The sequence below is a fragment of the Enterococcus quebecensis genome, from assembly GCF_001730365.1.
GTDB lineage: Bacteria > Bacillota > Bacilli > Lactobacillales > Enterococcaceae > Enterococcus_L > Enterococcus_L quebecensis.
Genome location: NZ_MIKB01000013.1, coordinates 96,700 through 118,655, shown reverse-complemented (window position 1 = coordinate 118,655; position 21,956 = coordinate 96,700). Strand labels below are relative to the sequence as shown.

The 21,956-nt window shown below is 34.3% G+C and carries 23 protein-coding genes; 15 read left to right on the top strand and 8 right to left on the bottom strand.

Translation table 11 applies throughout. From position 1 onward, the window contains the following. Window positions 1-3: 3 nt before the first annotated feature. The 3 genes from BCR23_RS06820 to BCR23_RS06810 form a co-directional block, all read right to left on the bottom strand. Entirely contained in the window at window positions 4-432 is a 429-nt protein-coding gene (locus tag BCR23_RS06820; protein ID WP_069634741.1) for a GNAT family N-acetyltransferase, read from the bottom strand. Window positions 433-514: 82 nt separating this feature from the next. Further along, window positions 515-991: a threonine/serine exporter family protein gene (locus BCR23_RS06815; protein WP_069634740.1), complete on the bottom strand. Its 477-nt coding sequence runs from the start codon at window positions 989-991 to the stop codon at window positions 515-517. 211 nt (window positions 992-1,202) lie between these two features. Beyond that, complete coding sequence (locus BCR23_RS06810) at window positions 1,203-1,955, bottom strand: threonine/serine exporter family protein (protein ID WP_069634739.1); 753 nt, start codon at window positions 1,953-1,955, stop codon at window positions 1,203-1,205. Between the two features lie 237 nt (window positions 1,956-2,192). Here BCR23_RS06810 and BCR23_RS06805 point away from each other — a divergent pair, with 237 nt between their 5' ends. From BCR23_RS06805 to BCR23_RS06765, 9 genes are all read left to right on the top strand, one after another. Beyond that, window positions 2,193-2,891, top strand: a complete 699-nt coding sequence (locus BCR23_RS06805) for a DUF554 domain-containing protein (protein WP_069634738.1) — start codon at window positions 2,193-2,195, stop codon at window positions 2,889-2,891. An 82-nt stretch (window positions 2,892-2,973) separates the two neighbouring features. Further along, window positions 2,974-3,363 carry a GyrI-like domain-containing protein gene (locus BCR23_RS06800; protein WP_069634737.1) on the top strand — a complete coding sequence of 130 codons (390 nt, stop codon included), beginning with the start codon at window positions 2,974-2,976 and terminating at the stop codon, window positions 3,361-3,363. Window positions 3,364-3,575: 212 nt separating this feature from the next. Beyond that, window positions 3,576-4,607: an N-acetyl-gamma-glutamyl-phosphate reductase gene (gene argC / locus BCR23_RS06795; protein WP_069634736.1), complete on the top strand. Its 1,032-nt coding sequence runs from the start codon at window positions 3,576-3,578 to the stop codon at window positions 4,605-4,607. Window positions 4,608-4,635: 28 nt separating this feature from the next. Continuing rightward, window positions 4,636-5,388 (top strand): acetylglutamate kinase, encoded by a 753-nt coding sequence (gene argB, locus BCR23_RS06790; protein ID WP_069634735.1) that lies wholly within the window; start codon window positions 4,636-4,638, stop codon window positions 5,386-5,388. After that, window positions 5,385-6,542: an acetylornithine transaminase gene (locus BCR23_RS06785; protein WP_069634734.1), complete on the top strand. Its 1,158-nt coding sequence runs from the start codon at window positions 5,385-5,387 to the stop codon at window positions 6,540-6,542. The genes argB and BCR23_RS06785 overlap by 4 nt, the downstream gene beginning before the upstream one ends. Continuing rightward, window positions 6,535-7,470, top strand: a complete 936-nt coding sequence (gene argF / locus BCR23_RS06780) for an ornithine carbamoyltransferase (protein ID WP_069634733.1) — start codon at window positions 6,535-6,537, stop codon at window positions 7,468-7,470. The genes BCR23_RS06785 and argF overlap by 8 nt, the downstream gene beginning before the upstream one ends. Before the next feature lie 285 nt (window positions 7,471-7,755). Beyond that, window positions 7,756-8,025 (top strand): IreB family regulatory phosphoprotein, encoded by a 270-nt coding sequence (locus tag BCR23_RS06775; protein ID WP_069634732.1) that lies wholly within the window; start codon window positions 7,756-7,758, stop codon window positions 8,023-8,025. Beyond that, window positions 8,022-8,450 carry a Holliday junction resolvase RuvX gene (ruvX, locus tag BCR23_RS06770; protein ID WP_069634731.1) on the top strand — a complete coding sequence of 143 codons (429 nt, stop codon included), beginning with the start codon at window positions 8,022-8,024 and terminating at the stop codon, window positions 8,448-8,450. The genes BCR23_RS06775 and ruvX overlap by 4 nt, the downstream gene beginning before the upstream one ends. 45 nt (window positions 8,451-8,495) lie before the next feature. Beyond that, window positions 8,496-8,798 carry a DUF1292 domain-containing protein gene (locus BCR23_RS06765; RefSeq protein ID WP_069634730.1) on the top strand — a complete coding sequence of 101 codons (303 nt, stop codon included), beginning with the start codon at window positions 8,496-8,498 and terminating at the stop codon, window positions 8,796-8,798. A 1,173-nt stretch (window positions 8,799-9,971) separates the two neighbouring features. Here the strand turns inward: BCR23_RS06765 and BCR23_RS06755 are convergent. After that, window positions 9,972-10,481, bottom strand: coding sequence for a hypothetical protein (locus BCR23_RS06755; RefSeq protein ID WP_069634728.1), 510 nt, complete (start codon window positions 10,479-10,481; stop codon window positions 9,972-9,974). Window positions 10,482-12,048: 1,567 nt separating this feature from the next. Here BCR23_RS06755 and BCR23_RS06750 point away from each other — a divergent pair. Next, window positions 12,049-12,963: a helix-turn-helix domain-containing protein gene (locus tag BCR23_RS06750; RefSeq protein ID WP_069634727.1), complete on the top strand. Its 915-nt coding sequence runs from the start codon at window positions 12,049-12,051 to the stop codon at window positions 12,961-12,963. A gap of 244 nt (window positions 12,964-13,207) precedes the next feature. Next, window positions 13,208-14,113, top strand: a complete 906-nt coding sequence (locus tag BCR23_RS06745; RefSeq protein ID WP_069634726.1) for a hypothetical protein — start codon at window positions 13,208-13,210, stop codon at window positions 14,111-14,113. Between the two features lie 1,340 nt (window positions 14,114-15,453). Here the strand turns inward: BCR23_RS06745 and BCR23_RS06740 are convergent. From BCR23_RS06740 to BCR23_RS06725, 4 genes are all read right to left on the bottom strand, one after another. Then, window positions 15,454-15,999: a lytic exoenzyme target recognition domain-containing protein gene (locus BCR23_RS06740; RefSeq protein ID WP_069634725.1), complete on the bottom strand. Its 546-nt coding sequence runs from the start codon at window positions 15,997-15,999 to the stop codon at window positions 15,454-15,456. Between the two features lie 615 nt (window positions 16,000-16,614). Beyond that, on the bottom strand, window positions 16,615-17,124 hold the full coding sequence (locus BCR23_RS06735; RefSeq protein ID WP_069634724.1) for a hypothetical protein: 510 nt from the start codon (window positions 17,122-17,124) through the stop codon (window positions 16,615-16,617). A 159-nt stretch (window positions 17,125-17,283) separates the two neighbouring features. Next, window positions 17,284-18,213 (bottom strand): ribonuclease HIII, encoded by a 930-nt coding sequence (gene rnhC, locus BCR23_RS06730; RefSeq protein ID WP_069634723.1) that lies wholly within the window; start codon window positions 18,211-18,213, stop codon window positions 17,284-17,286. A 100-nt stretch (window positions 18,214-18,313) separates the two neighbouring features. Next, a complete protein-coding gene (locus tag BCR23_RS06725) occupies window positions 18,314-19,129 on the bottom strand; it encodes a trypsin-like serine peptidase (protein ID WP_069634722.1) in 816 nt (271 codons plus the stop codon). 460 nt (window positions 19,130-19,589) lie between these two features. On the opposite strand from BCR23_RS06725, the gene rimP reads away from it, so the two are divergent. The 4 genes from rimP to BCR23_RS06705 all read left to right on the top strand — a co-directional run bounded on the left by rimP (window position 19,590) and on the right by BCR23_RS06705 (window position 21,950). Beyond that, on the top strand, window positions 19,590-20,063 hold the full coding sequence (rimP, locus tag BCR23_RS06720; RefSeq protein ID WP_069634721.1) for a ribosome maturation factor RimP: 474 nt from the start codon (window positions 19,590-19,592) through the stop codon (window positions 20,061-20,063). Between the two features lie 95 nt (window positions 20,064-20,158). Beyond that, window positions 20,159-21,340 (top strand): transcription termination factor NusA, encoded by a 1,182-nt coding sequence (nusA, locus tag BCR23_RS06715; RefSeq protein ID WP_069634720.1) that lies wholly within the window; start codon window positions 20,159-20,161, stop codon window positions 21,338-21,340. 18 nt (window positions 21,341-21,358) lie between these two features. Further along, a complete protein-coding gene (gene rnpM, locus BCR23_RS06710) occupies window positions 21,359-21,655 on the top strand; it encodes an RNase P modulator RnpM (protein ID WP_069634719.1) in 297 nt (98 codons plus the stop codon). Then, the gene (locus tag BCR23_RS06705) at window positions 21,648-21,950 is read left to right on the top strand and encodes a YlxQ-related RNA-binding protein (RefSeq protein ID WP_069634718.1); all 303 of its coding nucleotides are present in this window, start codon (window positions 21,648-21,650) and stop codon (window positions 21,948-21,950) included. The genes rnpM and BCR23_RS06705 overlap by 8 nt, the downstream gene beginning before the upstream one ends. Window positions 21,951-21,956: the final 6 nt, after the last annotated feature.

Sequence of the window (21,956 nt, the reverse complement as noted above, 5' to 3'; positions counted from 1 at the left end):
TAATTAACTTTCCCAAACGAGTTTATATTCTAGTTCACCTGTAGTGTCTAATTGTTCGGAGACTACACGAAATCCTTGTTTTGTGTAAAATTTTAAGGCGTTTTGATTTTTTGCATAAACATTGAGACTTAAAGTTTTGCTGGAGTGTTTGACTGCATCTAAAAGTTTTTGACCGATTCCTTGATTGCGATACGCATTCAGTACAAATATACCTGCAATATAAGTCTCATTCATTCCTAAAAAAGCAACAATTTTATCTGTCTCTTTGTATACATACAAATCAGCTTGAGGTAGCTGTTCTCTAACAAAGTCAATGTTTTCTTGCCAGTAGCTTTCTGGAATGAAAGTATGAGCTTCAATGTTAGCAGTCAGCCAAATTGTTAGTATTTCTTCTAATTCTTTAGTAGAGATCTGTTCTATTTTTTTAATCATTATTTTTATCCTTTCTTTATTCATTTATGAAAGAATAGCTAGTACACTCATTTAGTCACCTCTTTTGCAATTAGTATAAAATTTACTTTTCTTCTTTTTTTCTGATCAAACTTAATATCTCTCGTTTTTCTCTAAAGTTACGAATATTATGATTCAAAACTTCAGATAAAACTAAACCTAATGCAATTGCACCAGCAATCATGATAGCTTGAACGGTTGAGTAAACAGCAGTCTCGTAGTTGCCGATAACTAGATTTCTTACGGCTTGATAAGCAAGACCACCAGGAACTAAAGGAACCATTCCGGGGATATTAAAAATAGTAACAGGCAATTTTAACGTTCGTGAACAAACAAAACTAACTGCAGCAACACTTAAAGCCCCCAATAACGAACCTAAAGCAGCGCTGGCACCTAATTGAACTGATATCCAATAAAACATCCAACCAGACGCTCCAGATAAACCACAAGCAACCAATGAACGACGAGGGACATTGGTAATAATAGCATAGGCTGAAGATGCTAAAAAACTAAACGAAAATTGAACTAGTAGATTGAACATTAAATGATGCACCTCCTTAAAATAAAAGCGTAATGGGCTCGTTTGGCTCAGACAGAAAAATAGGAAAATCTGACTGAGGAGTTTTTTGCCTCATTCATATTTTATCTTTTTTCCGAGGAGCAAGCCCTTGGAGCTAGATAAAATAAAAGCGTAATGGGCTCGTTGGCTCAGACAGAAAAATAGGAAAATCTGACTGAGGAGTTTAATCCCTCTAATAAAACAATTGGAAAACAAAAGCAATAGCAAAACCAATCATAGACGCTGTCATCATCGCTTCGGTCCCTCTAGAAACCCCTGATAGATAATGTCCCGCCAATAAATCTCGTAAGGCATTTGTCATTTGAACACCAGGAACTAAAGGCATGACACAACCAATAATAATCATATCTTGATTTACCCCTAGTCCGATTTGCGTGCTTAAAAGAGCTGCGCAACCAATGGAAAACGCTGCAAGAAATTCCGAGAGAAACTTGATACGTAAAACTTTTAAACTAGAGTAATAAAGACCATAACCTAATCCTCCAATCAAGCATGTCAAAGGTAAATCAGTCCAAACCCCGCCAAACAAAATCATGATGGTTCCGCTGACAACAGCTGCACTGATAAATCGTAACCACAAAGGGAAAAACTTACGTTCTTGTTCTAGCGTTTTTAGCTGGTCTAAAAGTTCTTCCAAAGTGAAGGTACCCGTCACATATTCTCTGGAAAGTTGATTGATTCTTGAGACTTTTTCTAAATTAATCGAACGATTCAAAATCTGAACCATGCGAATGGTAGATGTGCCGTCCAGACCAACAAAAAGCCCTGTTTGGGTCACGTAACTTACTAATCTATAGTCTCCTGACGCTAAAGCAATTCGGCTCATAGTGTCTTCCACCCGATACATTTCTGCATCACTTTCTAGCATGATTTTCCCTGCGAGTAAACAGGTTTCTAGGACTTTTTCTATATCTATAGTTGTCATTTTGTTTCCTCTCTCTTTAGTTGTCTCATTTTATATATGATTAGTATAGTTGATAATGGATGTAAAAAATAGCACGAGACTACAAAAAAATTATTATCCACCAGATATCTTGCACAAATGACGAAGAAAAGTACGATTTGTTTATTCTTCTGATAAATGTAAGAACAAAATTTCCTTTTTTCTATTCTTATCGTATAATAAGAAAAATCTAAGAATAAATGGAAGCGGGATGGGGAAATGATTTTATTAGGTTCGTTAGTTAATGGCCTTGCAATTGTAGTTGGGAGTTTGCTAGGTGCCATTTTAAGAAATATTTCAGAAACGATGAAAGATACAGTAACAAAAGGTATTGGTTTGGGAGTTCTTGCTTTAGGGATTCAAATGTCTTTTAAAACATCTTCATTCATTGTGATCTTAATTAGTTTGTGTATAGGCGCAATGATTGGTGAAGGAATAGCTTTAGAAGATAAGATGAATTCTTTTGGTTTGACATTGGAAAAGCGGTATGCAAAACCAGGAAGTAATTTTGCTGAAGGATTTGTGACGGCATCGCTAATTTTTGTAATCGGGTCTATGGGTATCATCGGCGCTATTGAAAGTGGTGTGGCAAACAATCATCAAATCCTTTTCACAAAAGCTGTGATGGATGGTTTTTTATCAATCATGTTAACCGCTACATTAGGTATGGGTGTCCTTTTTTCTGCGGTACCTGTTATGCTTTATCAAGGAATTATAGCCATATTAGCTAGTGTTTTGATGCGCTATATTCCTAAAGAACTTCTTGATTTACTCATGAGAGAAATTAGTGCAATCGGTGGATTGATGATGTTAGGAATTGGTTTAAATATTATGGGAGTGACAAAAATCAGAGTATCAAATTACCTTCCGGGGATTCTTATTTTGATCCTAATAGTTACTGTTCAGTTTTATATGTGATCAATACAAAGATAAATGATGACAGATAGGTGTCATTATTATTGTGTTATGCTCGGCTTAGAAAGTCGAAAGGATGAAGAATATGACAATTCAGTTAAGCGAAAAAACAATTAAAGGAAAGAAAATCCGCACGAGTAATCAGAGGGTAGAAGAGATTGTTGCTTTGTGGAGCGAGGTTCCAGCGATGAAACTAGAAGGTGAATTTTTTGCAGTGTACTCTAACTACGAGAGTAACTTTAGAGGGGACTATGATTTATTGATTGGTAATGAAGAAGCAAACTATCCTGATAGTACTGTAATCTATGAGGGGAAGTATGTAAAAATTCCAGTAAAACAGGCTAGTCCAGAGGCTGTGGGTGAAGCATGGCAAGGTATTTGGAAAGACGAGGAATTAGAAAAAAGACGTACGTATAAGAGTGATGTGGAACACTATAGAAAAGATGGAACAGTAGTGATCTATCTTTCGGTATAATTTGTTTATGTGAATCAGAGATAAAGCTAAATGAGCTTTATCTCTGATTCTTTTTATTCAAGTTTCAATTTATATCGACGCTTGTTATGTATAAAAACTTATTTTTATGTATTTTTGTAAATAAAAAACCATTGACTTGCATTGCGGTAAAACGTATAATATGAAAAACAACCTCTGATCGATAAAAAATAAAAAGAAATGAAGTGAAGTGGATGAAGGTTTCTATTATTGGTGTTACAGGTTATAGTGGATTGGAACTTTTACGATATTTTAGACAACATCCATTTGTTGAAGTTGTTTCAATTCATAGTCATTCAATGAATAAAAAATCATTTGGAGATGTGAATCCACATTTGCAACAACTCATCACCTTACCGTTAGAAGAAATCAATCCAGAAAAAATTATGGAAGAAAGCGACCTTGTTTTATTAGCAACGCCATCTGGAATTTCTAAAGAGCTAGCTCTTCCCTTTATAGAAGCAGATTTTCCAGTAATTGATTTATCTGGCGATTTCCGTTTGAAAAAACAAGGTGAGTATGAAAAATGGTATGCTTCGACAGCGGCTCCCAATAATCTAATTCAAAAGTTTGATTATGGTTTAGCTGAATATCGACAATACCCACAGTCAAAATGGATCGCCAATCCAGGATGTTATGCTACTGCTGCGCAATTATCCTTAGCACCATTGTTGATAGAGGATAAAATTCTGCTTGACTCGATTGTTGTAGATGCTAAGTCTGGTATTTCTGGCGCTGGTAAAGGGTTATCACAAAGTACTCATTTTTCTGAAACACATGATAATATGACATTGTATAAAATGAATACACATCAGCATATCCCTGAGATTATCCAACAATTACAGATCTGGGAGCCAAAAATTAAAGCGATTCAATTCTCTACGACACTGATCCCAGTAACTAGAGGGATATTTTTAACAACATATGCAAAATTGAAACAACCTATTTCTGACGAGAAATTAGTTCAATTGTATGAAGAGCATTTTGAAAAGAATCCATTTATTCGTATTCAAAAAGCGAGCCACTATCCTGTACTTAAGCAAGTGATAGGATCAAATTATTGTGATATAGGTCTCGCCTACAATCAAGAAACGAACATGATCACGATTGTAACCGTCATCGATAATTTAGGAAAAGGAGCTGCTGGGCAGGCAATTCAAAACTTGAATATTTTGGCAGGATTTGATGAGAAATGCGGCTTGGATAATTTGCCGATCTATCCATAGTGAAGTAAAACTTAAGGGAGCGACGTATATGAAGAAGGTTATTGTTATAAAAATGGGTGGAGTGGCTAGCGACAACCTGACAAAATCATTTTTTTTGCAAGTTGATCAATGGAAAAAACAAGGGAAAAAAGTCGTGATCGTTCATGGCGGAGGACATTATATTTCAGAAATGATGCATCGTTTAGATGTGCCTGTGAAAATTCAAGAAGGATTACGTGTAACAACTGAAGAGACATTGAAAATCACTAAGATGGTTTTGATTGGTCAAGTCCAGCCGATGATTACAACACGATTTCAACAAGAAGGGTTTTCAGTTGTTGGTTTAAACGCATCTTGTGGTCACATCATCATAGGAAGTTTTCTAGATAGACAAAAATTAGGGGCAGTTGGAGAAGTGAAACAGGTGGATACTGAACTATTAGAACATTTACTTAAGACTAATCACATTCCGATCATTGCTCCTTTGGGACTGACCGAGGCTGGAGAATGGCTAAATATTAATGCAGACCATGTCGCTTGTAAAATTGCAGAGGAATTAAAAGCAGAAAAGCTTTATTTATTAACGGATGTTCCAGGAGTAAAAAAAGAGGATCAATGGCTTACAGAGCTTTCTACCAATGACATCTCTAAGTTGAAAAGAGAAGAAGTCATCAAAGGTGGTATGCTGCCAAAATTAGAAAGTGCTGCTTTAGCAATTAAAGCAGGTGTAAAAAAAGTCTATATCACCAATCAAATTCAATACACTGGAACAACGATTACTTCTAAGGAGGTATGTGTATGAGTTATTTATTTCCCAATTATCAAAGAAAAAAATTGGAATTCATCAAAGGTTCCAAAAATATGCTCACAGATCATAATGGCAAAAATTATCTTGATTTTACTAGCGGTATTGGTGTGATGAACTTAGGTTATAATGATCCAGATTTGAATCAAGTTCTAGCAGATCAGACTATTCTTTTATGGCATACTCCCAACTTATACCAAAATCATTTGCAAGAGCAAGTAGCTCAAAAATTGGCGAAGGGAAAAGATTACGTTGGCTATTTTTGTAATAGTGGCGCAGAAGCCAATGAAGCAGCAATCAAATTAGCTCGTAAAGCAACAGGAAAAAGAAAAATAATCACATTCACGAATTCCTTTCATGGACGAACATATGGTGCAATGAGTGCGACAGGACAAGAAAGTATCCACGCAGGATTTGAGCCATTAGTGCCAGATTTTATCTACTTACCCTTTAATCAAATCGAACCATTAAAAGAAGAACTTGACCAAGATACTGCAGCAGTTATGTTGGAATTGATTCAAGGAGAAGGTGGAGTGATACCGGCAGATGAACAATGGATTCAGGATGTTCAGTCGCTTTGTCGTGAGTTTGGTGCTTTGTTGATCATTGATGAAATTCAAACTGGAATTGGTCGTACTGGCGCTTTTTATGCGTATGAGCATTATCAGATCGAACCCGATATTTTTACCTTGGCAAAAGGGTTAGGTAATGGGATTCCTGTCGGTGCTATGTTAGGTAAAAGTAATCTTGGGGATGCATTTGGACAAGGCAGTCATGGATCGACCTTTGGCGGTAATAAGTTAGCAATGAGTGTGGCGAATAAAGTGATTGATCGAATCAACCAGTCAGCATTTTTAGAAGACGTTCAAAATAAAAGTGAGCAATTATTTTCAGGATTAGACCAACTTGCTAAAAGAAGTTCGCTCATACAAGCAGTTCGTGGGAAAGGACTGATGATTGGTATTCAATTGTTTGATCAAAATAGCTTAAATCAAGTAAGTGAACAACTTGAAGCGGAAGGATTACTTACTTTAAAAGCAGGACAAACAGTCTTACGATTATTACCACCACTGACAATTACAAATGAAGAGATGGCAAAGGGTCTGACAATATTGGAAAAAGTATTAAACAAGGAGAAAGAGCATGATTAATTCTATGTATGGCAAAAGTATATTAGATTTAACCGAACTAACAAAAGAAGAATTCCTATCAATCATTGACCTTGCAGTAGCGATAAAAGCCAAGCCAAAGGCCTATCGTGGTGTATTGTCAGGAAAAATTTTAGCTATGATTTTTGAGAAAAATAGCACACGGACTCGTATGTCATTTGAAGCAGGAATCATCCAACTTGGGGGACAAGCCATTGTTTTGGATTCTAAAAGTACCCAAATGGGACGAGGAGAACCAATTAAAGATACCGCAAAAGTAATGTCTAGTTATGTGGATGCTATTATGATTCGGACTTATTCCGATCAGATGGTCGCTGAATTGGCAAAAGAAGCATCCATTCCGATTATTAATGGATTGACAGATGATCATCACCCGTGTCAGATATTAGCTGATTTTCAAACGATTTATGAGCAAAAAGGAACACTTGAAGGGATCAAGTTAGCTTATGTTGGAGACGGGAACAATATGGCTCATTCATTTTTAATCGGCGGAAGCTTGATAGGAATGGATGTGAGTATTGCTACGCCTGTAGGCTATGAACCTAAGGCCCAAGTTGTTGAAATTGCTCATAAAAATGCGAAAGAAAGTGGAAGTGTGATCGAGATATTGAATGATCCAGCAGAAGCTGTAAAAAATGCGGATGTTCTAGTGACAGATGTATGGGCAAGTATGGGTGATGAGTCAGAACAGCAAGAACGAGAGAAAGTGTTTAAAAACTTTCAGGTAAATAATCGATTAGCTGTACAAGCAAAAAAAGATTACCTCTTTTTACATTGCTTGCCTGCCCATAGAGGAGAGGAAGTGTCCGCTGATATTATTGATGGTCTGCATTCAGCAATTTATCAAGAAGCGGCTAATCGTTTACATGCTCAAAAAGCATTAATGGTTAAATTGATGTCGGAGGTATAAAAGAGAGGTTGGGTCAGAAGTAGGGGATTCTGATTCCACCGTTTATCTGGATTCCGGAAGACTAGGACATAACTCACGGAGTTAAGTTCTAGTTTTTTTATTTTTTGAAAAACTATCATTTTGTCTGTTGAAAAAGATGTTATCTCTCTGATAATCAGTTAATTCTGATAAAAATTAAAGGAAATCTTTAATATATAGAAGAAAATATTAAGTTTTGTTTGTAGTTTTGCTTTGTTTTTAGTAGAATGAGACTGTATGAATAGAATAAAAGTGAGGTGTAGATAAATGGGTTTTACAGATGAAACTGTACGTTTTGATTTTGATGACAGTCGTAAGAAGGAAGTAAGTGAGACTCTGGCTACTGTATACAAGGCTTTAGAGGAAAAAGGATATAATCCGATTAATCAGATTGTGGGCTATTTGCTTTCTGGAGACCCCGCCTACATTCCTCGTTACCAAGACGCTCGAAATTTGATTCGTCGTCACGAACGAGATGAGATCATGGAAGAGCTCGTTAAATATTACTTATCAAACCATGGAATCACTATTCGATGAGAGTAATGGGGCTTGACGTTGGCTCTAAGACAGTGGGGATTGCTGTTAGTGATCCGTTCGGTTGGACAGCACAAGGTGTAGAAATCATCCGAATCAATGAAGAGCAGGAAGAATTTGGTTTTGAACGTTTGGCAGAATTAGTGAAAGAATATGAAGTCACTAAATTTGTCGTTGGATTACCGAAAAATATGAATAATTCGATTGGACCAAGAGCAGAAGCTTCCATGGCTTACGGGAAGAAGATCGAAGAACTTTTCCAAATACCTGTTACGTATCAAGATGAGCGGTTAACCACTGTTCAAGCAGAACGTATGTTAGTGGAACAAGCCAACACATCAAGAGCCAAAAGAAAAAAAGTCATCGATAAAGTAGCTGCAGTCATGATTTTACAAAATTATTTAGACGGCGCTAGCAATAAAATCTAAACCGCTTGTTTTAAAACAAGCGTCAAATAAAAGGAGAGCAAAATAATGGCAGAAGAACATAACCACGATCACGAAGGACACGAGCACATCACGTTAGTTGATGAACAAGGGAACGAAACACTATATGAAATCCTTCTAACAGTAGATGGTCAAGAAGAATTCGGTAAAAATTACGTCCTTCTATACCCAGCTGGTGTTCCAGAAGAAGAAGATGTTGAATTGCAAGCTTATGCTTACATCGAAAACAACGAAGGAACAGAAGGCGAGTTACAACAAATCGAAACAGACGCTGAATGGGATATGATTGAAGAAGTTTTCAATACGTTCATGGCGGAAGAAGAAGAATAGAGTTTAAATGAAAAAGCTGAATCCTTGGTATATAAGGGTTTGGCTTTTTCTTTGTTTTAGTGAATGCTTTCCGTTAAAAACTTAAGTGTTTTACTAATTTTTCAATTGTTTTTTCTTTTGATTCTTGTGATAGAAAAGGGATTTCACTTTTTTCTGTGATCGTTTGCAATCTTTGATAGGTACTGTGGTGAGTAACTACTTGAATGTAGATGCCGTAGAAAATAAGTTTCGGATTAGCTATGCCAATAGTTAGCATATACTTTGGGTGGTTAATTTACCATCCTTTGAGAATTTTTTTTGCTTAATGTTTTATCAATATCATTCCAGTTCAAAGCTACAACTTCGCTGATATCAACCCCAATGAGTAGGTTATAGTTAAACATATTCATACATTTTTTAGCATGTAGTAAATAGTAGTATATTGCTGTATCTCTCTAGTTCATATCCCCCTCTAAAACTTTCAAGGTGAATTATTAAATCGGGAAACCGATAGATGGGAGATATTTTTAGTTCTCAAGTGTAACCATCACTCTTATTGAATACAAGTACAGACTTACGTAGATCGTAAACTTTTTAAAGTCCTGTATAAGTACTGGAATGGCAAAAGAGCTAAAGAATTTGGCATCGTCAGTAAACAAAACTGGTTAGAATGATTCTAGTTCGTTTCATGTACGCCATTTTGTCGGATATGAACAAAAATATTCATAACTCTCTTTCTTATAACTAGAGGTTATTTTTTATCTATAGCTTTAGGATTCACCAAAAGTGGCTAGTCCTAAAATATGTGAGGTGAAAAGTTACCTGACCTAAAATAGATAACCACAAATCTGTGGCGACCCTCCGTACTAGTTCGATGTATCAGTACATTAGATTTGGATGCCCTAGCGGATCATGAGGGCGTAATAAGCAACTAGTGGCTAAATTGCACGGTGATGTGTAATGTCCACAAAAGTGTGGTGGTAAGCGTGTCATAACATCTAAGAGGATGTGTCCAGAATTGGATAGATGTATAGTTTATCGGGTTTTTCCGAAAAAACGGAATAAGCTATTGTTTTCCAAATGTGGCGGAAGATTTATCACAACTTAAATGTATTTGTAAGATAAGTGACCAGTTTTTCAATTGATGTTAAAACACAAGAAAAGGAGATAGCCGTTGAGCTGTCTCCTTGTTTTTTATTCTAAATTAAAATCTATATCGCTATAATCTACGCAGCCGTTTGTTTTAAAATGTAATCCAGAAGTATAGGCTATATTATAATACATTGTAACTGGAGAATAATTAGTTATGAGAAAATTTTCTCTACCTTTAGTAATTACGTCTTTTAGTGCGTCATCATTAGCAGGAGACCATTTCAGTGTAATTTCTTTATCATCATTTAACATTAAATCTTTTCTTTGAAAAATTTCGTTTCTGTAACTTCCATAATGCTCCAAATTATAGTAATCATTATTCTTGTTGTTTGGCTTTATCTTAAAAATAACTTTTGTAGCAAATTTAGTTTGATTTGCACTTTCTAAGTAAAAAATTCGGCTTTCTAATGGACGTAGGGTTAGTTGGTGCCTAACGATTGTTGCTCTTGTAGTCGGTCTCGTAACTGATTCCTCAGCATCTGCTGTCTTAGTTCCAATAAACAGCCCTACTACTACCAAACAACTTGCAACTAGTAAACTTTTCTTTTTCATAAAATAAATCACTCCTTATTATTTGTAATTAAAATTTAACATAAAGAATGTAATGATACAATAGTTAATTAATTTTTAGCTTATTAATTAGTGAATACCGTAAGCCATTTATGTTAACCATCTTGCCATAATAACATTGTAGTTTTCCTTTATATTTTGAGTGTTTTTACTGGGTTTCTTGTTGAGCTAAAATACTGTTGTATCAATGGTGAGGTGACTAAATGAGGTTAACAATACTCAATAAAAAGAAAAGTTGAAAAGCAGTGATTTTATAAGGGAAGGACTGCACTGTTCTGCTGCAGATGTACATTTAGGTACAGGGGGAGGAGGATTTACGCCCCCTTTGTTCTAATGTAGCGAAACACGACTCTTCAACGTTGGAACCCAACGGCAAGCGAGAACGAAACGTTCACTCTTGGATACTGTCCCATCTGGAACGGTATCCAGAAACTAAAAGACTACTTATTTTCATACCATATAAAACGGATGATATGAGATGTTTCAAAGGAATCAATATAAAGGAGTGGATACAGAACCTAGTAAAGCCTAGTATTAAGTCTAGGGATTTTTAGCAATCATTGTTAGATAATGTTAGTGCTATATGCATGTAACTTTAGCAAACTAGAACTTAGTGACATGTAGTAAAATCTAGTAATTTCTATCCTAAAAGTTAGGTTTTGTTAAGTATCCACACTGATAAGATGATGAAAGCTCAAAAGTAAGCCGCCAACGAGCGGAGATTTGCGTTTTTTGGGTGTACCCTCCCTATGTAGAATGTTTCACCAGGATCAGAGAGTGCTATAGAATTTATTTGCTATTAACCTACAAATAAACGTAAAGAAGACCTACTGATAATAGTATGCCTTTTTTTGTGTTTACTTAAAATATCATAAGGTAGGGTAAGAACTTATGTGACATAAATCAAAACATACACTTAGCAATAGATAGAAACGAAATACGTTTGACACTAAGAATACCTATTGAAATTTATGCTTGGATTAACGTTTAAGGGTGATTTGAGAAAAGGATGTTAAAAGATTTGACCGAATCTTTATTTGTGTTATTTTGGCATAAACCATTAACATATCAATGATATTATCTCAATTTACGACTAGGAAGGTACAAATTTGTGGATGGCTGGATATTTTTTTTTTAATTCCTAAGTAGTATAAAGTGATAATGACAGTGTTATGAATATATGATAAAATGTCAATAGTAACGATGTTGCTAACTAGAGTAATGCCACTTCATATTTTTTTCTTCCCCAAGATTTGAGTATGAGGTGGGAATTTTTTTAAATAATTATCATCCACTGATACAATGAAATCACACTAGAAACTAACTCAATCATAAATTCTTAGCCTTACCTATAAAACTTAATAAAACGTGAAAATGTGTTCACATTTCATTAAGTAAATTGTATCAAATAATATACTCTAAATAAAGTTTTTTAAGAGGAAATCTCTTGCTATTAGGGATTTCAAGGTAACAAAAAAGTTACTTTTTCGACGATTTTATAATAAAAAAGTAGGTATAAATCCATATGAGAATTTGTGAGGGATAGATAATGAGTGTAGGGAAAACAATTAGATTTTTCAGAGAACAATTAGACTTTATGCAAAAGGAATTGGTCAATAAACATGTAGAAGCTTCCTCAATTTCACGTATTGAAAAAGGGACTCAGGGAATAAAAATAGATGCTTTATTCGAAATTTTAAATACGATGTCTTTGACGAGAGAAGAGTTTTTTGCAAAATGTTTAACGGATCAAACTCAAGATGAATGGAAAAAGCTATTCTACAAGTGTGCAGAAAATCCTAACAATGAGCTAGCAAGAAAAGAATTGGTTTCTTATTATGAAACAATCAGAAACCAAGAAAAAAGTTTAAAAGAGTTAGTAAATTATTTTAGTGTTAAGATATATTTTTCAAAACTTTGGAAAGAGATTGATCCTGTTACTGAGCAAGAGTTAGATGAAGCATTTAATTACTTGAAAGCTAAGACTTATTATCAACAATACGATTATACTCTAATAAGTAATATTATTTTATTGATGAAAGATAATCAACAGGAATACTTACTTTCTAGAACTGTTCCTATTCAAGATGAATCATCAAGAACAAACGAAGTGAAGAAAATTGTGTGTCAAGTACTGATAAATTTAATCACTTCTAGAATATATAGGAAAGATTTTGTTGGAGCAAAAAGATATTTACAAAAGACGGAAACGCTTGATATAAGTAAAACAGATTACCGATTAGCTCTAAATATTGAATATTTAAAAAATTTATTAGGATATTTGATAACTGGTGAAGCTTTTTATATGAAGAATATACAAACATATATTATTCTGCTTGAGTTTGTTGGTGACAACCAAACATTAGAAGCGATAAAAGAAGAGGTAAAAATTTTAACTTATACTAATAAAAATATTGTAAAGATGGATGAGAATGATTTTCCTATAGGGATATTAAAAGGGTAAGTATTTTTTTAAAGGTAACAGAGAAGTTTAGCAAAATGCTTAATTTCTCTTTTTTTGATTTAAACATGAATAAATGGAAGTTGTCGATTTCGGATAAAATCAACTAGATTATTTCTAGTCAACTTGAAAAGATCATAGACCGACAATTTGAAGAGCAGTCTAAGGAAGGAGATATCCTATAAAAATCAATATAGAAATTTATTCTTACTATTGGTATGATTAGATCAAAAGGGAGAGGGATAGAGTGGGAAAAGATAGCAAAATGTGGAATCAAATTAATAAAAATTCTGAGGATATAAATGAAATTTTAAAGCAACTAGCTACAGAAAATTGCAAAAAAAAAGACGAAAAAATAGAAAAAGTTAGTTGGTTTACAAAACATAAAGATAAGATATCTGGATTTGGAACAATTTTGGGAAGTATACTAACTTTAGTCACACTTGCATTTGTTAGTTATAAACAAAAAGAAATAAGCCAAAATAATTTAAAATTATCAGAAAATGTAGCAGAGCTGAACAAAGCTAATCTGCCACTGCAATACAAAATCAGTTATGTAGATTTAAAAAATGTGAATACCGAATTTAAAGTAACTGAAGATAAATTTCCAGTAGATTCAATTCATACTAATTATGAATTGAATCTTTCTGGAGAAATTAGACTAGATTACAAAATACTACAGGGGGCGATAAATACAATTTATTTGGTAGATTTACATATTGATAAAAAACTAACTATTGATGATTTTGTCTTTCAAGGCGACAAAGCAAATTTGAAATTGAAAATAGAAGGCAGTGACTATTTTAAAATTAAAAAAGCACCATTTTTAGTAGTCACAGTTGACAATAATAATACGGTTTCAATAACCTATGTAATGCCAGTTATCGAAACGGTGATTAAACAAGTAAAGTCTAAAAATGATCCGGATTTAATACGTCCTATCTTACAACCGACAGAACACAGTGTATTATTTATTACTGAAAAAGAGATATACTCACCAAAGCAAGTAGACGATAAAATTAGTGATTTAAAAAATCATTATAAAGAAAAATACAATGGTAAAGAAATAGATGATTATTTTATAGAAAATCAATCTTCTCTAAAGGAAAAATTTAAAGAAGTGAGAAATGCATATTTAAATAGAGAAAAATAATTTTCTGTAGTATTTATATAGCGCCCCACGCTAATGAGAATTTTAGTGAATGCCAAAATGAATGCCATTAAGAAAATGATTAATGATATTCGGTGATTGACTATGACTATTTTCTTCTTACAAGTTACTAGATGACAATAAATTCAATACTACGAAAGGCTATAGTCATTCATGGCGGAAGAAGAAGAATAGAGTTTAAAAGAAAAAGTTGAATCCTTAGTATACAAGGGTTTGGCTTTTTCTTTGTTTTAGTGAATGTGTTTTTGAATAATGATAACATTGGATTATAAGTTGGACAGAGAGGTTAGTTTTTTTGGTCAAAGATAACTGGTGAATAAGTGAAAAAAAAGAATAATCAAATTTTTAATCGAGATAAAAATAAATCGGATAGTTACGTTTTTATTTTTGCTTTACCAACTTTGATGAAACATATACTTAGACTTCACTTTTTCAAACATTAGGAAGTTTACCAAGAGACACATCATTTTCTTTTATAGAATGGCGAATGTGATTTTTATTATATCTGGCTTTTATTTTAGTGGAGTGCTTTTTTCTGAGTATTCACGAATTTAAAATGAATTCATCCGTATATTTAATAAATATTATATTTCAAGTTATTGTTATTTTGCTAGGATTCTAGGATAAACTAAAACCAGTTTTTGAAAGAGGTAATTAAAATGTTATTAATGTGGATTGCTATGGTTTCAGCTGTTGCGTTAGTTTTGTTTGTTGTTGGACTATTTTGTTTGACGTTATCCTGCGTTGATGATGTTGAAGTTAGTTACTTTATCTGAATTGGTGAGATTAAAACCTTGCTATTCGTGAGAAAAAATCGGAAAATTGTAATAGTACAAGAAATGCTAAATAGTGATCAAGAAAAAACTTAAAGAAGGTAGTCGAAAAGAAAGATAGCGATTTAATGGAAATTCTCTCAATCTCTAAAGAGGATGCTACGGAATTTAAAGAATTAGTAAGGCAGGATTTGAAGGATAAAAAGCTATTTTACATTACAAAAAAAGTTTGTTTGTGCAAAGTTAAGATTTATTGAGTTTTCTAGGGAGTTATAAAGTAATGCTAGAGATTTTTTCAAATCCCAAAAATGTTACAGAGTTAAAAAGAGAGTTTCAGGACAACAGGTTAGACAAGTTGAAACGATAGGAAGAGGTTTATGAATTTCTTATAAATAAAGATGATAATGATTTTAAGGATATATTCAAAGGAACATATAGAATGTTAAGTTCGTATTCTGTTTTATCAATGAAAATACCGGCATAACCGCGGTCGGTATTTTTTTGTACGAAGAAAAAGTCCTTACTCATTTGTAAGGACTTAATATATATTTATCCGTAAATTAAATGATTTAAATCTGAGGCAGACAACCAATAGTATACTCTACCCTTTCCAGGGACTTCTGAAGAAAAAAAGCGCCAATACCATCCGCCTGTACCTAAGCCAGCTTTTCTCTCATCTTTGACATTTGAGCGATTAAAGGTGAACAGCCGTCCTCCTTGAAAGTTAACTGCACTAAAAGGAATACCATTATCCGCCCAAGTAAAACCAGCTGGAGCTAGATAATTGCATCTTATTTCTTGCCTAAATGAACTTAGAGCGTCGTAAGCATAGACCCTAGGGATAGCTCTTAGGTTATTGTATAGAGACGATTTAGTTAAGCTTGAAGGTTGTTCTGTAGTCAAGTTTTCAGGTGGAACAGGGCTATTCTCTAAACCGCCATGTTCTTCAACAAATTTGATAGCTTCTTCATTAGCTTTTGCATTGATTTTCAAATCATCTGGATTAACCTTTACATCAGCACTTGCTTGCAAGTTATTACCAAAAAATAGTAATCCTAAACCAACAGTAGCAACCAATAATTTTCTCTTTAACATAAAATCACTCCTTAATAATAATATATAGTATTATTTGTACTATATATATATCTTAAAGTGTTTTTTGATCGTTGTCAATAAGAAATTCTCCCATAACACTGCCGTCTTATTCTTGATATTCGCACCCAATACCAGTAACGAATATGACTTTATCCCATCTTCTAAACTCTCATTGAGCCACACTGCTATCAATAACTGATTCCACAACATTACCATTAAATTTTGCTAAGTTCCATTGTTAGATAATATTGTGCTAAATACATTTAATTACAAAGTGATATAAATTAGTTGCGAATTGTTAAGTGTACGCACTGTTGGGGGGGAGAGCAGTGAATTGCACTTGTTGAGTATCCCCCCTTTCTGTCCAGAGTGAAATAATCTGGTTCAGGATCATTAGCTTTTACCTTAATAACAAATTTTGAACAATAATTTTCATTTACTAGACCACCTAATTGATATGTTTTAGAAATACCACCTGCTGAAACGAATTCCTCTAGTTGTGTGTTTAGTCAATACGTTATTTGTTGGATCTAGATACTGTTGCGTTAATAGGTAAAAAAAACAACACAACAAAAAGAGATAGCTTTTTAAAGGCCATCTCTTTTTAGTAGATTATTATAAATTAAAATCAATATTGCTGTAATCAACACATTCTTGCGACTTCTGATGAATACCTGATGATAATCCTATTGTAAAATTCAGAGTAGTTGCAGATGCGTTCATAACTCTAATTCTTTCTTTACCAAGAAGATTATAAGAAGGTAAATTATCTTCTAAATTATTAAAATTAATTGTTCCGTGAGTACCGTATTCAAAATAAGAACTATATCGATGCTGGTTTTGATAGTTTCCAAATCGATCAACAACAACTGTCTCAGGTTCATTAGAATCAATTTTAAATTTCACTGTGAATTTTGAACCTAGTGCAACACTAGAAAATCCCCCAACATTGTACTCCATATATTCTCCTGGTTTTAATGTCACCTCTCGAATGTCTGCTAAAGCACGAACTTGAGGTGAGAGACTAATAGAAGGTGAATCCACCTCGTTTGCACTAACGCCTTCAGGCATTGCGAATAAACCAACTGTTACCAAACAACTTGCTACTAATAAAGTCTTTTTCATAAAACACACTCCTTATTTTTGGTAACTTAATTATAACATTAAGTTCGTTTCATTTCAAACGTAATTACCTTATTCATTATCAGAGGTTGGACAAAAAGTTCCAAAAAAGCAGAATAAAACACCTAAGACAAAAATTCAGCTTGTCTTAGGTGTTTTCTCTTATTTTGAAGCGATTTTTTTCGCTTTTTCCGTATTTGCAAAATGAAGTTTTACATACTTACTCAGTAATTCCATTCCGCCTTTAGCCAAAACCTTAGCGGCAACTTTATCAGAAGCCGCTCCAGCACCAGATGGAACTTTCATTCCTAATTCTAGCGACTCTTTGTCAAGCTCTTCTAAAAAAGCTGCTCGACTGACGATAGAAGCAGCCGCAACTGCTACATGGTATTGCTCGCCTTTGGTAATGAAATACAGTTTTTCAGAAACCTGATTTTTTTCGCTTCTGACATATTTTTTATAATTTCCTTCTGGCGTAAATTGGTCAATCAAAATTGCTTCTGGTTTCGTTGGAGAAATTTCATTCAATAACAGATGAATCGCTTGATTATGCAAAGCAACTTTCATATGAACTGCATTGTATTTGGGCTGAATCTCATTATATTTTTCTGGTTCGACAATCAACAGTTTGTATGGAATCAATTCTTTAATAACTTTTGAAAGCTGGATGATTTGAGGATCTGTTAATTCTTTAGAATCTCTAACACCAAGCGCTTTTAACTTAGCAACCATTGTCTTGTCTACATAAGCAGCACAAACAGTAACAGGACCAAAATAACTACCGTTACCAACTTCGTCGCTACCTAAAACAGAAAGTTGGTTGAAATTAGCTGGTAATGAACTGTTTTTTGGAGTAGAAGTATTGCTAGTCCCTTTGCTTTGAAGTGGATTTCCCCATTTAGCTGCTGCTTTTGCTGCATCTGGACCTTGGAACACTATTTTCCCAGAAGTATAGGCTGTGATAGTAGTATTTCCTGACTTAGCAACAAATTCAGTATAAGGAACGTTTTTATTTAAACGATTTTTTTCGTAGAAAGCATGCATTTTTTTCATTGTATCTTTTGTGACTTTGATTACTTGGGTTTGGGACATAAAAGAACTCCTTTCACTTTTCTTATTTATAGTATAGTAAAAAAGATGAAAAGTGAAGTAGAGTCTATATTTTTTAATACTGATAAGTCAATTGATATCTTTAGGTTCTAAGCGCATTTAAAACAAAATCAAAATTTTCTGGAACTAATAAAGTGAAATCTGTGACATCATCTGAAGGACCACCTTGTAAAACACCGAAAACCCTATGGCCTCGTTCAACACTTGGGATGTTGATCAATGGGGAACCAGATTGACCTTGTGTGGATACTTCATTGAACCTAAATACATTATCAGGAATAGGGACTGAAACCATATCAATCATCCCATTGTCTTGAGGGATGTATACGATTGAATTATTGATCATGTCAAAGCTTTCAGTAGACCACTGATAGAAAGAGCGATCCGTTGCTGTAAATAAGTCGGACGGATAGCCTATCCAAGAGAATTTATCGACCACTGGCCAAGGTGCTAAATCGGCCTTGGTTATGGGATAAGCTTGAAAATATTCTGGAAATCTGTAGTTTACAGTAAGAACTGCGACATCATTCAAGCGTTTATCAGCTGCTGAGGGATTATATTTGGGATGGATATCAACTCTGAGTACTTCAACTGCTGCAGGTCTATTACCATTGTGTTCACCAGGATAGACAACCATTCTGCCTTTAGAGTTATTTTGCAAATTTTGTGCTACATGTGCTGCGGTAAGAATTTTATTTGGTCCCACTGCTGCACCTGTACCCCAGATACGGTCATTATTTGTGTTAGTAATTCTAACAATAGATTGATTTCTGTATATCATTTTTTGTCTGTGATCGGAAGGATTTCCATTCAATTGTGCGTTAGAATGTGATGGGAAGAGTAAAGTGATTAATAGGATTAAAAAGGTTGAAATTGATAGATTTCTAATTGTTTTCATGAAAAGGCTCCTTTGTATTTATTTTTCGGTTAATTATATCTTACAATAAGGTTGGAATCAATTAATATGATTTTATTGTTAGTAATGGCGATTAATCTTAAATTTGAGAAAAACTAATATATTTAATAGAGTATGAATGAATTTGGATTTATACTGCGAATTTGAGTTTTCAGAAAATCTATGATAAAATGAATGATAAGTAATGATACTAGTTTGAGTGAGCGGATTTCTGCTCACTCTTTTTAATGGAATAACCTAAGGGAAATGGTTGATGAAATGTTGATTTATTCCGTTTTTCTATGATCTAGTTGTATGAATCAGGTTTTCGGTGATTAACATAAAAAATTGTGATAAAGAACATCTCACTGTTTTTCTTTATAATCGCTTAAACCTAACCGATTCACTCTGCTTTTCTAAATAATGCTAGTGCGTTACATAAATCTCGAAGGAGGCGAAAATTTTGAGTAGTGTTGTGGAAACTGTTACCGAGTTAGTCACGCCAATCTTAGAAAAACAAAATTTTGAACTTGTAGAAGTAGAGTTTGTCAAGGAAGGAAGAGACTGGTTTCTCCGTGTCTTTATTGATAAAGAAGGTGGCATCGATATTTTAGACTGTGCCCTTGTCAGTGAACAGCTAGATGAAAAGCTTGACGCTGTGGATCCTGATCCGATTCCGCAAGCATATTTTCTGGAAGTGTCCTCTCCGGGAGCTGAACGTCCGTTGAAAAAAGAAAGCGACTATGAACAAGCAGTTGGAGAATACATTCATATTTCACTATATCAATCAGTTGATGGTGAGAAACAATTTGAAGGTACTTTAAAAACACTTGATAAAGATCAGTTGACCTTGACAGTCAAAATCAAAACAAGAGTCAAAGACTATACATTTGAACGAAAAAACATTGCAAAAGCTCGTTTAGCAATTCAGTTTTAAAAATAAAAAGACTATCACGGGCTAGACTTGACCCGCTAAAGGTTGATCAGCACCGTTCACCTTTCATTTAAACAGTAGGAGGAAATGATAAAAAAATGAGCAAAGAAATGTTAAATGCATTGGATGCATTAGAAGCTGAAAAAGGTATTTCTAAGGAGATCGTGATTGAAGCGCTGGAAGCAGCGTTAGTTTCCGCATACAAAAGACATTATGGACAAGCCCAAAACGTTGAAGTAGAATTTGACGGAAAAAAAGGCAATATCCACGTTTACGCAGTGAAAGAAGTAACAGAAGAAGTCTATGATTCACAGTTAGAAGTATCGTTGAAAGAGGCAATGGAAGTTAATAAAGCTTACGAAATAGGTGACAAAATCCGTTTTGAAGTAACACCGAAAGATTTTGGCCGAATTGCAGCCCAAACAGCTAAACAAGTTATTCTACAACGTGTTCGTGAAGCTGAAAGAAACATTATCTATAATGAATTCAGTGCCTATGAAAATGATATTATGCAAGGAATCGTTGAAAGACAAGACCGTCGTTACATTTATGTGAACTTAGGTAAGATCGAAGCTGTTTTATCAAAACAAGATCAAATGCCAAATGAATTTTATCAACCTCATGATCGTATCAAAGTATATGTTTCAAGAGTTGAAAACACATCAAAAGGACCACAAGTCTTTGTTAGCCGGAGTCATCCTGATTTACTGAAGCGATTATTTGAACAAGAGATTCCAGAGGTATATGATGGAATAGTAGAGATTGTCAGTATCGCTCGTGAAGCTGGTGATCGTTCGAAAGTCTCTGTACGCTCGACTGATGCGAATATTGATCCTGTTGGAACTTGTGTGGGACCAAAAGGCCAACGTGTTCAAGCAATTGTTAATGAATTAAAAGGTGAAAATATGGATATCGTCGAATGGAGTGAAGATCCTGCTGTTTTCATCAGTAACGCATTAAACCCGGCGCAAGTAGTAGACGTTATTTTCGATCCGAATAACAGCAAAGCCTGCACAGTTGTAGTTCCTGATTATCAGTTGTCACTTGCTATCGGTAAAAGAGGTCAAAATGCTCGTTTAGCGGCGAAATTGACTGGTTTTAAAATCGATATCAAACCAGAATCTGAAATGGAAGAATACTACGCTCAGAAAGCAGAAAACCAAGAAACTTCTCCAGTAGAAGTACATGATGATGCTATCGTAGAATCTGACATGACTGCTGATGATTACGAAAATGTAGAATTTGAAGAAAAAGTAGCAGAAAACGAAGAACAAGTCTAAGGATTTGGAGGGAATAACATGAAAAAAAGAAAAGTCCCGATGCGTAAATCTGTTGTTTCAGGCGAAATGAAACCGAAAAAAGAATTAGTACGAATTACACGTTCTAAAGAAGGCGAAGTCGCTATCGACCCAACTGGGAAAATGCCAGGTCGAGGTGCCTATGTTTCATTAGAACCCAAGGAGGTTCAAGATGCTTGGGATAAACGCATCTTAGATCGTGTGTTGGAAACGAAATTAACGGATGAATTTTACCAAGAATTATTAGATTATGTTGAACATCAAAAAGCACGTAAAGAGTTGTTTGGCAATGAATAAAGAGAAGATACTTAATTTATTAGGTTTGGCTATGAGAGCTGGAAAACTAGTAACTGGTGAAGAATTAACGATCGGTGATATCCGCAGTAATAAAGCAAAATTCGTTTTTGTGGCTGCAGATGCTAGTGACAATACAAGAAAAAAAATAAAGGACAAATGTTCTTATTACAATGTTCCTTGCGATGAGTCGTTTCTTCATTCAGAGATAAGTCAAGCGATCGGTAGAACACGTATGGTGATCGGAATCAATGACCAAGGCTTTGCGACCAAGTTTAAGGAATTAATCAAAGGTTAGGAAGGT

Bases quoted from the DNA above. Each gene is read 5' to 3' on its own strand.
- BCR23_RS06820 (WP_069634741.1), bottom strand. From the start codon at position 432: ATGATTAAAAAAATAGAACAGATCTCTACTAAAGAATTAGAAGAAATA.
- BCR23_RS06815 (WP_069634740.1), bottom strand. From the start codon at position 991: ATGTTCAATCTACTAGTTCAATTTTCGTTTAGTTTTTTAGCATCTTCA.
- BCR23_RS06810 (WP_069634739.1), bottom strand. From the start codon at position 1,955: ATGACAACTATAGATATAGAAAAAGTCCTAGAAACCTGTTTACTCGCA.
- BCR23_RS06805 (WP_069634738.1), top strand. From the start codon at position 2,193: ATGATTTTATTAGGTTCGTTAGTTAATGGCCTTGCAATTGTAGTTGGG.
- BCR23_RS06800 (WP_069634737.1), top strand. From the start codon at position 2,974: ATGACAATTCAGTTAAGCGAAAAAACAATTAAAGGAAAGAAAATCCGC.
- argC (WP_069634736.1), top strand. From the start codon at position 3,576: ATGAAGGTTTCTATTATTGGTGTTACAGGTTATAGTGGATTGGAACTT.
- argB (WP_069634735.1), top strand. From the start codon at position 4,636: ATGAAGAAGGTTATTGTTATAAAAATGGGTGGAGTGGCTAGCGACAAC.
- BCR23_RS06785 (WP_069634734.1), top strand. From the start codon at position 5,385: ATGAGTTATTTATTTCCCAATTATCAAAGAAAAAAATTGGAATTCATC.
- argF (WP_069634733.1), top strand. From the start codon at position 6,535: ATGATTAATTCTATGTATGGCAAAAGTATATTAGATTTAACCGAACTA.
- BCR23_RS06775 (WP_069634732.1), top strand. From the start codon at position 7,756: ATGGGTTTTACAGATGAAACTGTACGTTTTGATTTTGATGACAGTCGT.
- ruvX (WP_069634731.1), top strand. From the start codon at position 8,022: ATGAGAGTAATGGGGCTTGACGTTGGCTCTAAGACAGTGGGGATTGCT.
- BCR23_RS06765 (WP_069634730.1), top strand. From the start codon at position 8,496: ATGGCAGAAGAACATAACCACGATCACGAAGGACACGAGCACATCACG.
- BCR23_RS06755 (WP_069634728.1), bottom strand. From the start codon at position 10,481: ATGAAAAAGAAAAGTTTACTAGTTGCAAGTTGTTTGGTAGTAGTAGGG.
- BCR23_RS06750 (WP_069634727.1), top strand. From the start codon at position 12,049: ATGAGTGTAGGGAAAACAATTAGATTTTTCAGAGAACAATTAGACTTT.
- BCR23_RS06740 (WP_069634725.1), bottom strand. From the start codon at position 15,999: ATGTTAAAGAGAAAATTATTGGTTGCTACTGTTGGTTTAGGATTACTA.
- BCR23_RS06735 (WP_069634724.1), bottom strand. From the start codon at position 17,124: ATGAAAAAGACTTTATTAGTAGCAAGTTGTTTGGTAACAGTTGGTTTA.
- rnhC (WP_069634723.1), bottom strand. From the start codon at position 18,213: ATGTCCCAAACCCAAGTAATCAAAGTCACAAAAGATACAATGAAAAAA.
- BCR23_RS06725 (WP_069634722.1), bottom strand. From the start codon at position 19,129: ATGAAAACAATTAGAAATCTATCAATTTCAACCTTTTTAATCCTATTA.
- nusA (WP_069634720.1), top strand. From the start codon at position 20,159: ATGAGCAAAGAAATGTTAAATGCATTGGATGCATTAGAAGCTGAAAAA.
- rnpM (WP_069634719.1), top strand. From the start codon at position 21,359: ATGAAAAAAAGAAAAGTCCCGATGCGTAAATCTGTTGTTTCAGGCGAA.
- BCR23_RS06705 (WP_069634718.1), top strand. From the start codon at position 21,648: ATGAATAAAGAGAAGATACTTAATTTATTAGGTTTGGCTATGAGAGCT.